Below are 10,653 nucleotides of genomic sequence, written 5' to 3'. Positions count from 1 at the left end.
TTAGGCGCGCCCGGCCCCGGGCCCCCCCCCCCCCCCCCACCACCCCCCCACCCCCCCCCCCCCCCCCCCCCCCCCCCCCCCCCCCCCCCCCCCCCCCCCGGCCGAGGAGATCGCCGACGGGGCGTTCGTACCGGATGCGCATGAGCCGCCGGATACCGGGCAGGCGCGGACCCGGCGACCCACACCCGAACGGACTCGTTCCACTTGCCGGTCCCGCCGGATCGACGGAACGTCAGAAGCGCGGCCCCCGCGACTCGTACGCCTCACCCGAATGGCGCCCCCATCGCACGGACCATCTCATATCTGAGATAACGTCCAACGCATGGGAGACGACTATCTCGTACGCATCGGCAGGCTCATCCGTGACGCACGACAGCATCGTGGCTGGACACAGAGCCAACTCGCCGAAGCACTCGGCACCAGCCAGAGTGCCGTGAACCGCATCGAGCGCGGCAACCAGAACATCAGCCTTGAGATGATCGCGCGCATCGGTGAGGCGCTCGACAGCGAGATCGTGTCGCTCGGATATGCCGGGCCCATGCATCTGCGGGTGGTCGGCGGGCGCCGGCTCTCCGGCGCCATCGACGTCAAGACGAGCAAGAACGCGTGCGTCGCGCTGCTGTGCGGCTCACTGCTCAACAAGGGCCGTACGGTGCTGCGCCGGGTCGCGCGCATCGAGGAGGTCTACCGGCTGCTGGAGGTCCTCAGCTCCATCGGCGTACGCACCCGGTGGATCAACGAGGGCATGGACCTGGAGATCGTCCCGCCCGCGCGTCTCGACATGGACGCCATCGACGCGGACGCCGCCCGCCGGACCCGCTCGATCATCATGTTCCTCGGGCCGCTGCTGCACCGGGTGGAACACTTCCGTCTCCCCTACGCGGGCGGCTGCGACCTCGGTACGCGCACGATCGAGCCGCACATGATCGCGCTGCGCCGCTTCGGCCTCGACATCACCGCCACGGAGGGCCTTTACCACGCCCGCGTGGAGCAGGCGACGGCACCGGACCGCCCGATCGTCCTGACCGAGCGGGGTGACACGGTCACCGAGAACGCGCTGCTGGCCGCCGCCCGCCACGACGGGGTGACCGTCATCCGCAACGCGTCCTCCAACTACATGGTCCAGGACCTGTGCTTCTTCCTGGAGGCCCTGGGCGTACGGATCGACGGCATCGGTACGACGACGCTGACCGTGCACGGCGTCCCCACGATCGACGTGGACGTCGACTACTCCCCCTCCGAGGACCCGGTCGAGGCGATGAGCCTGCTGGCCGCCGCGGTGGTGACGGAGTCCGAGCTGACCATCCGGCGCGTCCCGATCGAGTTCCTGGAGATCGAGCTGGCGGTCCTGGAGGAGATGGGCCTCGACCACGACCGCTCCACGGAGTACACGGCGGACAACGGCCGTACCCGGCTGCTGGACCTGACGGTCCGGCCCTCCAAGCTGGAGGCGCCGATCGACAAGATCCACCCGATGCCGTTCCCCGGACTGAACATCGACAATGTGCCGTTCTTCGCCGCGATCGCGGCGGTGGCTCAGGGCCAGACCCTGATCCACGACTGGGTCTACGACAACCGGGCGATCTATCTCACGGATCTCAACCGGCTGGGCGGCCGGCTGCAACTCCTCGACCCCCACCGCGTCCTGGTCGCGGGCCCCACCCGCTGGCGCGCGGCCGAGATGATGTGCCCGCCCGCCCTGCGCCCGGCCGTCGTGGTGCTCCTGGCGATGATGGCGGCCGAGGGCACCTCCGTCCTGCGGAACGTCTATGTCATCAACCGCGGTTACGAGGAACTGGCGGAGCGCCTGAACTCGGTGGGCGCGCAGATCGAGATCTTCCGCGACATTTGATACACGAGCACCACCGCACCCTGCCTGACCTGCTGAAACGCGGATCGGATGGGGTGCGGTGGCGTCTGTGGGACTTCCGGGACTTGGGGGCCCCGGGATCGTACCCGGGCGCCCTTCCCGCCTGGTACGGGTGAGGCGGGGCTGGTCGGCGGCTTCGGGCCGATCGTCGTGGAGGGCTGCCGGTCTCACTTCGTGGGGTGCCCGCGGACCATGGTGCGGAAGGCGATAGGGGTCTGCCCGGTGCGCTGGTGGAAGTACTTGTTGAAGTGGGTCGCGCTGGAGAAGCCGAGATGGCCGGCGATGCGGGCAGCGGTCTGGTCGCTGTGGGCCAGGAGGCGCTTGGCTTCGAGGACGACGCGACGGTCGATGAACTCCTTGGCGCCGAGGCCGGCGGCGGCGAGGGTGGCGCGGGAGAGGGTGCGGGCCGAGTAGCCGAGTGCCTCGGCGTAGTCCTCGACCCGGCGGCTGCGGGTGAAGGTCTTCTCCACAGCGTCACGGAAGCGCAGGTAGGTGGCGTCGGGTTCGGGAGCGGGACTTCCGGCGGGCGTGGTGAGGTGGGCCAGGCGCAGGACGAGGACGGCCAGCAGGTGGCGCAGGGCCGTGGTGTGGACCTCCAGGGGCAGGTGTCCGAGCGCGTGGAACTCGGCGGTGAGGTGGTCGGCGGCCAGCCGCACGGCCGCGGCGTCGCCGGGGAGGGGTCGGCGCAGGACCGGGGCGTGCGAGTCCTCCGTGCGGGCCCTGTCGGTGGTGGCCGGATCGAGGAAGTCCTGGCGGAACAGGAACAGGGTGCCTTCGGCGTGGGTGAGGTCGCCCCACTGCTGGACCTGGCCGGGGCGCACCCAGAGCCAGGAGCCGGGGTCGAGGGCGTAGGCGGTGAAGTCGACCGTGTGCCACAGGGCTCCGCTGGTGAGGGTGAGCAGGTGGTGGAAGTCCGGGCGCTGGGGGGCCGTGAGCCGCTCGGCGCGTACGCGGTGGCGCAGGCCGGCGAGGGGCAGCACTTCGACGCCCACGGGGGTTCCGGCAGGCGCGGCGAAGGAGATCTCCGTGATGCCGCGATCGACATCGTGTCGCTTTTTGACCATCGCGAGTCGTGAGTGTATCTGATTCGACCTGTTCATCGCCCCTAGGTTGGAGGTACCAGCCCATCCGCCATCGAGAAGATGTCTGAAATCAGTAAGAGATGAGAGGGGAGGAGTGTGATGTCCTCGGGGGAGCGAGCCTCGCTGACGTACGCCTTCGACGCGTACCGCCCATGCTGCTACGGCTTCGGCCCGGCCCTGCGGGCCTTCGCCGTGGACAGCGCACACCGCATCCGGCTCGATGTCCTGCCGGCCGGCCTCCGCACCGGTGCCCGGGCACGACCGGTGGCGGCCTGCCCGCACCGGCCGGCCGAGCGGGCCCGTACAGCGCGGTCGACCGGTGTCGTCCTCGGCGCGGGCTGTGAGCGCGCTGTCGCAGAGGACGGGCGTGCTGGACCAGACCGCCGCCGCGGCGGGACTGCCCGGGCCGCGCGACCAGCCGGACACCGGCGAACCGGATGCGGCCGATGCCGTGCACCGAGCGTGGTTCGTCGCCGGTCGCGGCCTGTCCGACGCCGTGGTCTACCGGGACACAGCCGACGAGTTCGGCGGGAGGCGGACGCCGTGACCGCGGCATACGCGTCCCCGGACAGCCGGGAGAAGGCCCGCGCCGGCTCCCGTGCGCTGCGCCGCCTGCCCGTCGCCTCCTACCCGACGCCGCTGCCGCGCACGGCGCACGGCGCCGACCAGCTGGCCGACGCGGCGTTCACGGCCGCTTCCCTGACCGCCGCGCTCGACCGGCGCCTGACGCCAGCCATCCCCAAGCCCTCCACCCATGATCTGACCTCGCAAGGAGACGACCCGTCATGAGCAATGCCAGGAACACCGTCCTGTCCGCCGTCGGCGAGCTGTTCGGCCGGAAGGACCCGGGAGCGGTGGACCGCTGGGTCGCCGCCGACTACCGCCAGCACAGTGCCCTGGCCGCGGACGGCCCCGAGGCCCTGCGCCAACTGGTCGCCGGGCTGCCGGAGGGCTTCCGTTACGAGGGAGCCCGGATGATCGCCGACGGCGAGCTGGTGGCCCTGCACGGCACGTACCACGGCTTCGGCCCCGAACCACTGGTCGCTTTCGACATCTTCCGCGTCGACGCCGATGGCAAGCTCGCCGAGCACTGGGACGCCCTGACCCCGGTCGTCGAGGTCACCGCCTCCGGCCGTTCGCAGACCGATGGACCCACCGGGGTCACCGCGCTGGAGACGACCGAGGCCAACCGCGCCCTGGTCGCCGAGTTCGCGCAGAAGGTCCTGGTCGGTGCCGACTACTCGGTGCTCACGGACTACATCTCGACCGAGATCTACCACCAGCACAACCCGGAGGCTGCCGACGGCCTGGACGGATTCGGGGCCGCCGCCGCGACGTGGGCCGGGCAGGGCAGGAACCTCGCCTACAAAACCGTCCACAAGGTCATCGCCGAGGGCGAGTTCGTCCTGCTCCAGTCCGAGGGCGAGTTCGGTGTCCCCGTCGCGTACTACGACCTCTTCCGCGTGGCCGACGGCAAGATCGTCGAGCACTGGGACGTCATCGCCCCGATGACGACCGAACTCCCCCACGACAACGGCCTGTTCTGACGACCGCGACCCGGCAGGCGGCGGCCGTGCGCCGACTCCACACCGGAACCCCGAAAACCGCCCGAACGCACGGACACGCCGCCGCTCCGACCCGGCAACGCCGGGCGGCCGCGGCGGCGCGTCCAGCGCCGCCCGGAGACTCCCGTGCACGCCACCGCACTGCCGCTCGACGCCTACGGCACCGCCGTCACCCCGGATCGGCTCTGTCGAGCCAGTGGTGAAGCAGCCAGCGCCATTCCCCCCGGCACGTAAGGCTCCAGGCCCCTCACCGGTCCAGCGAAACGCTGCGGAAGCGTGCACTGGCGTTCGGTCAAGGCGGTCCACCGATAGATGTACTCCAGCCCACACCACGGTCGGGAACCGCAAGCGGGCCGTCGGCGTCCAAAACCCGTCGCTGGGGCCCGTATTCGGTCCCGTCCGGACCCTCGTACCCGTCAGAGGCCGGTCAGGCACTGCCCGGTCATGTGAACGACTGCCCGGGTTCTTCGCCGTGTACGCAGGCGTTCGCTCCGGCTTCCTACGTTTTCGGCATGTCCCTGCGAACACTTCGTATTCCCGCCGCGGTTCTCGCCGCCGCCACCCTCGCCTCCCTGTTCACAGCGTCGCCCGCCGGTGCGGGCACGATTCCCTCCGCCGTCGCCGCGGACGGCCGGAAGGTGCTCTCGGCCGACTTCTCGGGCAACTCCCTCCCCGCGGGCTTCCGCCCAGTCGATGGCAAGTGGGAGGTGAAGGACGGCCGTCTGTACGGGGCGTCGGCCGACGCCGGCCAGCAGAGCCGCATCACCTTCGGCGAACACCTCGACGACTTCCGGATGGAGGTGACCGCACGGTTCGAGTCCGTCAAGGACTCGGCGCGCTGGCTGGCGATGGGCATGGACGTCCCCGCCGACGGTTCGGTGCCGTGGTCCATCGCCACCATGCGCAGTGGTACCAGCGCCGCCAACGGGCTGGAGTTCGCCCAGCGCACCACGGCGGGCGGCTGGAATGTCACGGACACCGCCGCCGCCCCGTCGGCCGCCGGCGTCGGACGCGACGTACGGATCGCCGTGGAGGTGCACGGCTCGAAGGCCCGCTGGTTCTTCGACGGCCGCGAGGCCCTGCGCACCACCCGGGTCGTCCGCTCGGAACAGGGCGTCGAGGCGCTCGTCGTCAACGGCGCCACCGTCTCGTTCGACGACCTCTCGGTCACCGAGCTGCCCGAGCAGGGCTTCATACGCCCCGAGGGCTCGCCGATGACCGTCATCGCGCACCGCGGCGGCTCGTCGGCGGCGCCCGAGAACACCCTGGTCTCCGACGAGGTGGGCCGGCGCGGCGGGGCCGAGTACATCGAGAACGATGTGCAGCCGAGCAAGGACGGCATCCCCTACGTGATGCACGACACCACAGTCGACCGCACCACCGACGGCGCCGGCCCGATCCGGGGCCTCACCGCGGCCCAGCTCGACGGCCTCGACGCCGGTTCGTGGTTCGCCCCCGCCTACGCCGGCGCCAAGGTGCCCACCCTGGCCACGCAGCTCGACGATCTGCGCACCCGGGGCGGCGACATGCTGCTGGAGATCAAGGGCTCGCACACCCGCGACCAGGTCGCCACGATCGTGAAGACGGTCCGGGACAGCGGGATGACCGAGCGGGTCTTCGTGCAGAGCTTCGAGGTCGACCATCTGCGGTACGCCCGTGAGCTGGCGCCCGAGCTGCCGCTCGGCCTGCTGAGGGGCAGCCTGGACGAGGACCCGGTGGCCCTCGCGACGGAGCTCCGGCTGGCCTCGTACAACCCCTCCGACGGCGCGCTGGCCAAGCGGCCCGGCGTGGTCGCCGACCTGCACGCCGCCGGTGTCGCGGTGATGGTGTGGACGGTCGACAGCCCGGACCGCTGGAAGGCCCTTGAGTCGATGGGGGTCGACGCCGTCATCACCAACCGGCCCGCCGAGCTCACCGGCTGGAACGCGGCCCAGCTCCAGAGCCGCCCGGAGCCGCCGAAGGCGCCGCTCCTGTCCATCACCTCCCCGGCCGCCGGCACCGGCCTCGACCGTGCCCAGCGCCCGGTCCCCGCCGTGCAGGCCACCGGTGCGGACAAGATCACGCTCACCCTGGACGGCTCCCCCGTCACAGCCGGCGAGCCGCTCGACCTCACCGCTCTCGCCGCAGGGCGGCACACCCTGCGCGCCGAGGCCACCGGGCCGGGCGGAGTCTCCCGGGCCGAATCGGTGTTCACCGTCCAGGCGACCCGGACCGGCCTGGCACATCTGATCCTGACCACGGACGCCGACGCGAACCACGTCTCCACAATGACGGCCATGCTGGGCCGCGGCCAGTACACCCAGCTGGCGCGCTGGGCGGAGAAGCACTCCGGCAAGCACATACCCGCCGACAGCGCCGAGCTGATCGCCGCCGAGGCACGCGCACTCGCCGGAAGCTGACCGGACGCGAGCAGCTCCCCGTGGCCCCCGCAGCGCCCCCGCGCCGCGGGGGCCACGGCCTCTGCGCCGGCCCCCGCTTCGGACCGGCCGGCCGGTCACCCGGGTGCACGCCCGGCGTGACCGTACCGGGAGCCGTGTCGCCGCCGGCGGTCCGGGACGCGCGCCCGACCACCACTCGCGAGCCCGGCTGCGCCGCCGTACACCCCCGGGCGCATCAGGCCAGGCACCGGACGCGCGGTACGTCAGGCGGCGGGCCGGCGAGGCGTTGGGCGGCGATCGTGGAAGCGCGTCCAGCGCACGATCTCCTCCGTTGTGCGCCCGCACAGGGTCTCGCCGAAGGGACGAGCGAGCGGCTGAGTCGGCTGCCAGGCCCGTAGGCTTTTCGGCGGATTTCCTCCCAGGCCTGGTGCTCACCGCCGCGAGCACGAAGAATGCGATGTCAGGCGATAGCGGAGGTGGTCTTGGACGCGTTCCCGCACGGCCCGGTCGGGGCGGGCGCCGGTGCCCGACAGGGCTCCTCCCCGGTCCTGAACGGCAGTCGACCGACTGTGCCGGACCGCATACCGGCCGGTGACCCCTCTCCGGCGGACGGCATCCTCCGCCATGCCGCCAATCTGCTGCTCGGCCGGGTCTCGATCGTGGCGGAGAGGGCACTGGCCCGGATCCGGGTGGAGATCATCCACTACGCCAGTCCGCTGCTCGCTCCTCAGGACACCCTGGAGTCCGCGCACACCTCACTGGAGATCTCGGTCGGGTCCCTGGCCTCCGCCGAGCGGTTCGCGGAGTCCGGAGAGCGGGCCTGGGCCACGGGCCACAAGCGGGCCGCCGAGGGCTTTCCGCTGCTGGCGGTGTTGCAGGCGTTCCGCATCGGAGCCTCGGTGCTCTGGGACAGCCTCGTCGAGGTGGTGCAGCAGGAGAGCCCCGACAGGGCGCATCTGATGGTGTACGCGGCCAACGACTACTGGCGCTGGGTCGAGCGGGACACCAATCTGATGCGCGAGGCGCATCGCCAGTGCACCGCGGGACTGCCGCCGGATGACGGCCGCAAGCTGCTGCCGGCCTTCAAGGCACTGCTGCGCGGGCACCACGACCCGCTGGACCTCTCCGCCGCCACGGTCACCCTGGAGCTCCCGCTGACCGGACGCTACGCGGTGGTGCGGCTGAACGGTCCGCAGTCCGCTCGTCCGTCCGACGCCGCCGTCCGCGAGGAGGTGGACGGCATCCTGCTCAACTGGTGCCCGTACACGGACGGCCTGGCGGTGGTGGCGCTGCTGCGGGACCGGACGCTGGAGGAGCTGGCGGCGGCGGTGCCGGTCGGTCCCGGCGCGCGCGGGGGGATGAGCCCGGTCGTCGATGGCCTGGCCCAGCTCGGGCGTGCCCGGGAGCTCGCGGAGCTGGCCCTGGGCACCTGCCGGAGCGACGGGGAACTGGCGGTCATAGGGGACCGGATATCCGCCGGTTTCGTGCTGTCGCAGCCGGACCTGGCCGCTGAGCTGAGGGCCAAGGTACTCGGGCCGGTGATGGCCCTGGACGCCGCCGAGCGGGAACTGCTGATGACCACCCTGGAGGTCTGGCTGGACTGCCAGGGGTCGGCGGGCCAGGCCGGTGGGCGGCTGTACTGCCATCGCAACACGGTGCTGAACCGGCTGCGCCGGCTGGAGCGGCTCACCGGGCTGCATCTCGACCGCCCCCGCGACCTCGTCGACCTGGCATTGACTCTGGACGCCTACCGGCTGTACGGCGCCGGGGAGTGAGTCGGCGCGACTGATGGGCCGGGTGTGCGGGCGCACGGCCGACGCCGCCGCGGACTGTGCGCACCCACACACGTGTCCGCTCGCCGCGGAGCGGGGAGTGCGATCCCTTTGCCTCCGCCGGGCCGCGTGTCAGAGTGCTCACGTCTACCCGGCCGGCGTCACCGCCGACGAGGTGCAGTGGTTCGACACGGTCGTCGCCGCCGGCCTCTCCGCCGCCCCTGCGACACGGAAGGCGTCGGGCGGGCCGCCGCTGCGGGGCTACGGGCTGGAGCTCCCGACCAGTACGGCCATGCCCAGCTCCGTCAGGCGCCGGGGCAGATCGGGCCACTGGTCGGCGGTCCGGGAGCGGACCACGAAGTAGATCATCGCGTGGACGGCATGGATGCTGATCTTCAGTTCGGTCGGTTCCCGCCCCGGGAGGACCGCGCCGAGGGCCTGGACCCAGACGTCCTGATAGTCCGCCTGGAAGCGCCGGAGGGCGGTGCGCTCCTTCTCGGGGAGCTGGTCGCGTTCGTTGGTCAGGATGCCGTCCAGGTGCCGGTGCTCGCTCGTCACCGCGGCATGAGCCCCGAGCAGCAGTTCGAGGGCCTCCCGCGGATCCCTCGCCCGGGCCAGCGCCTGATCAGCGGAGGCTCGTATCCTCTCCCCGCCGCGGTTCACGGCGGTCACCAGCAGGTCGGTCTTGCTGGGGAAGTGCCGGTACACGCCGGAGGCGACGATGCCGGCGGCCTCTCCGATGTCGGCCATGGTCACCGACTGGTAGCCGCGCTCGTCGAAGAGCCGGACCGCCGCGGTGAGCAGCTGCTCGCGCCGGGGGATCCGGAGCCCGCTGCCGGACGCGGCGGGTCCGTTCCCCGCGGGCCGGTCGGCCGCGGAGAGCTCGCAGTGGGCGGCTGCCCGGGCCATGCGGAACATCAACTGCTGGTCCCTGCGGCGCGACAGGGAGAGCCGGTGCCGAGAGCGGCTGCCCAGGACACCGAACACGGCCCGGGCCACCAGCTCGGCCTCCGGCCCGCCGAGGTCGGGGCGGGCCGTCCGCAGCAGCGGAACCAGATGGGCCACCACCTCGAACTCGCGCTCTCGGATCGCGTCCCGCTCCGAGCCGTCGAGGTTGCGCGCCTCGCGCTCCCAGATGGCGAAGACGCTCCGCGGCCTGGTGACGAACGCCGCCAGGGACCGCAGGGCCTCCTCCAGGTCAGCTGCCTCCCGGACCAGCGCGTCGACGCTGTCCAGGCAGTCCCGGACGGCCCACAGCAGCAACTCCTGCTTGTTGCGGTAGTGGTAGTAGAGCGCGGACGCGGTGATGCCCAGGGCCTCGGCCACATCGGCGACGGAGACATTGTGGTAGCCGCGCTCCAGGAACAGCTCCGCGGCCGCGACGCGGATCAGCGCCTTGCGGTTCGGCGGCCTGCGCGCTGCCACGTTCTGCTCCCTTTGCCGGCGCCGGTGCGCCCCGCGTCCGCACGACGGGGCTCCGAAGTGCACCTCAGAGTACCGAACCCGCCCAGTGGTGATCGCTGGGCGGGTCGGCGGCCGGCCCCGCCGCCCGCGGGCCCTCGGCGGTGACGGTCTTCACGACCGCCGCGCGCCACCGTGGATCCGATCGACCCGGACGCCGGCGTGGACGCGGGCCACCGGGTACGCCTCGTTGTGGAATCCGTCGCGGCAGCGGTGTGTTCAGTTCTGGTGGGTGTCCCGGAGTTGGCGTTTGAGGATCTTTCCGGCGGCTGACATCGGCAGGGCGTCGACGAATTCGACCGAGCGCGGGGCCTTGTAGCCGGCGATCAGGGTTTTGGCGTGGGCCCGGATCTCCTGCCCGGTCGAGGTCCGCCCCGGCCGCAGCACGACCACGGCATGCACCCGCTCGCCCCACTGCTCGTCGGACACACCGATCACCGCACAGGACGCCACCGCGGGATGCGAAGCCACCGCGTTCTCCACCTCGGCGGAGTACACGTTCTCCCCACCCGTGATGATCATGTC

8 protein-coding genes and 1 pseudogene are annotated in these 10,653 nt (G+C 71.9%); 6 read left to right on the top strand and 3 right to left on the bottom strand.

The window, feature by feature from the left end:
* The first annotated feature begins 322 nt into the window (after positions 1–322).
* Positions 323–1,852: a helix-turn-helix domain-containing protein gene (locus tag ACFYT4_RS09110; protein ID WP_389266814.1), complete on the top strand. Its 1,530-nt coding sequence runs from the start codon at positions 323–325 to the stop codon at positions 1,850–1,852.
* Positions 1,853–2,037: 185 nt separating this feature from the next.
* Here ACFYT4_RS09110 and ACFYT4_RS09105 read toward each other — a convergent pair whose 3' ends face one another.
* Positions 2,038–2,934: a helix-turn-helix transcriptional regulator gene (locus tag ACFYT4_RS09105; protein ID WP_389266812.1), complete on the bottom strand. Its 897-nt coding sequence runs from the start codon at positions 2,932–2,934 to the stop codon at positions 2,038–2,040.
* A gap of 385 nt (positions 2,935–3,319) precedes the next feature.
* Here ACFYT4_RS09105 and ACFYT4_RS09100 point away from each other — a divergent pair, with 385 nt between their 5' ends.
* The 5 genes from ACFYT4_RS09100 (at position 3,320) to ACFYT4_RS09080 (ending at position 8,670) form a co-directional block, all read left to right on the top strand.
* The gene (locus ACFYT4_RS09100) at positions 3,320–3,499 is read left to right on the top strand and encodes a hypothetical protein (RefSeq protein ID WP_389266810.1); all 180 of its coding nucleotides are present in this window, start codon (positions 3,320–3,322) and stop codon (positions 3,497–3,499) included.
* Positions 3,496–3,741, top strand: coding sequence for a hypothetical protein (locus ACFYT4_RS09095; RefSeq protein WP_389266808.1), 246 nt, complete (start codon positions 3,496–3,498; stop codon positions 3,739–3,741). The genes ACFYT4_RS09100 and ACFYT4_RS09095 overlap by 4 nt, the downstream gene beginning before the upstream one ends.
* Complete coding sequence (locus tag ACFYT4_RS09090; protein WP_389266806.1) at positions 3,738–4,499, top strand: nuclear transport factor 2 family protein; 762 nt, start codon at positions 3,738–3,740, stop codon at positions 4,497–4,499. Before ACFYT4_RS09095 ends, ACFYT4_RS09090 begins: the two co-directional genes overlap by 4 nt.
* A gap of 530 nt (positions 4,500–5,029) precedes the next feature.
* Entirely contained in the window at positions 5,030–6,916 is a 1,887-nt protein-coding gene (locus ACFYT4_RS09085) for a glycerophosphodiester phosphodiesterase (RefSeq protein WP_389266804.1), read from the top strand.
* 548 nt (positions 6,917–7,464) lie between these two features.
* The gene (locus ACFYT4_RS09080; protein WP_389266802.1) at positions 7,465–8,670 is read left to right on the top strand and encodes a helix-turn-helix domain-containing protein; all 1,206 of its coding nucleotides are present in this window, start codon (positions 7,465–7,467) and stop codon (positions 8,668–8,670) included.
* Positions 8,671–8,928: 258 nt separating this feature from the next.
* On the opposite strand, the gene ACFYT4_RS09075 is transcribed toward ACFYT4_RS09080, so the two are convergent.
* Together ACFYT4_RS09075 and ACFYT4_RS09070 are read right to left on the bottom strand one after the other, a co-directional pair.
* On the bottom strand, positions 8,929–10,092 hold the full coding sequence (locus tag ACFYT4_RS09075; protein ID WP_389266800.1) for a TetR/AcrR family transcriptional regulator: 1,164 nt from the start codon (positions 10,090–10,092) through the stop codon (positions 8,929–8,931).
* Positions 10,093–10,347: 255 nt separating this feature from the next.
* Positions 10,348–10,653 (bottom strand): annotated as a pseudogene (locus ACFYT4_RS09070) (fatty-acid--CoA ligase); the annotation flags it as partial.

It is taken from the genome of Streptomyces sp. NPDC004609, from assembly GCF_042873655.1.
In the GTDB taxonomy this organism is placed as follows: domain Bacteria; phylum Actinomycetota; class Actinomycetes; order Streptomycetales; family Streptomycetaceae; genus Streptomyces.
This window is presented reverse-complemented; position numbering and strand designations above follow the sequence as displayed.

What these genes read in the sequence shown, in the direction of transcription:
- ACFYT4_RS09110 (WP_389266814.1), top strand. Translation starts at nt 323, where the DNA reads ATGGGAGACGACTATCTCGTACGCATCGGCAGGCTCATCCGTGACGCA.
- ACFYT4_RS09105 (WP_389266812.1), bottom strand. Translation starts at nt 2,934, where the DNA reads ATGGTCAAAAAGCGACACGATGTCGATCGCGGCATCACGGAGATCTCC.
- ACFYT4_RS09090 (WP_389266806.1), top strand. Translation starts at nt 3,738, where the DNA reads ATGAGCAATGCCAGGAACACCGTCCTGTCCGCCGTCGGCGAGCTGTTC.
- ACFYT4_RS09085 (WP_389266804.1), top strand. Translation starts at nt 5,030, where the DNA reads ATGTCCCTGCGAACACTTCGTATTCCCGCCGCGGTTCTCGCCGCCGCC.